1 pseudogene is annotated in these 265 nt (G+C 43.4%); it reads right to left on the reverse strand.

The features are described 5' to 3' along the window. Positions 1-265 (reverse strand): annotated as a pseudogene (locus SORDD27_RS09510) (competence protein ComEC); the annotation flags it as partial.

Raw genomic sequence — 265 nt, forward strand, 5'->3', positions numbered from 1 at the left:
GGCCTGCTTTCAGGACATCCACCTCTAAGTCAGGATATTGCTTTAGAAGATCCTTCTCTCCCTTCTCTTTCAAATTTCCTGTGAAGAGAAAGTGCTTATCTAAGAGTTTTCCATAAAGAACCAGGGAACCATCACGATCCCCATCTCCAATCTTCCTTGGAGATAGGACTTCTAACTGACTCCCAAAAATCGGCAAGTTTTCCCCAGCTGCCACACTACGTACCTTGTTTTGACTTGCTTCTAATTCTGCTACAAATTCCTTCTG

This window comes from Streptococcus oralis, assembly GCF_001579025.1.
In the GTDB taxonomy this organism is placed as follows: domain Bacteria; phylum Bacillota; class Bacilli; order Lactobacillales; family Streptococcaceae; genus Streptococcus; species Streptococcus oralis_X.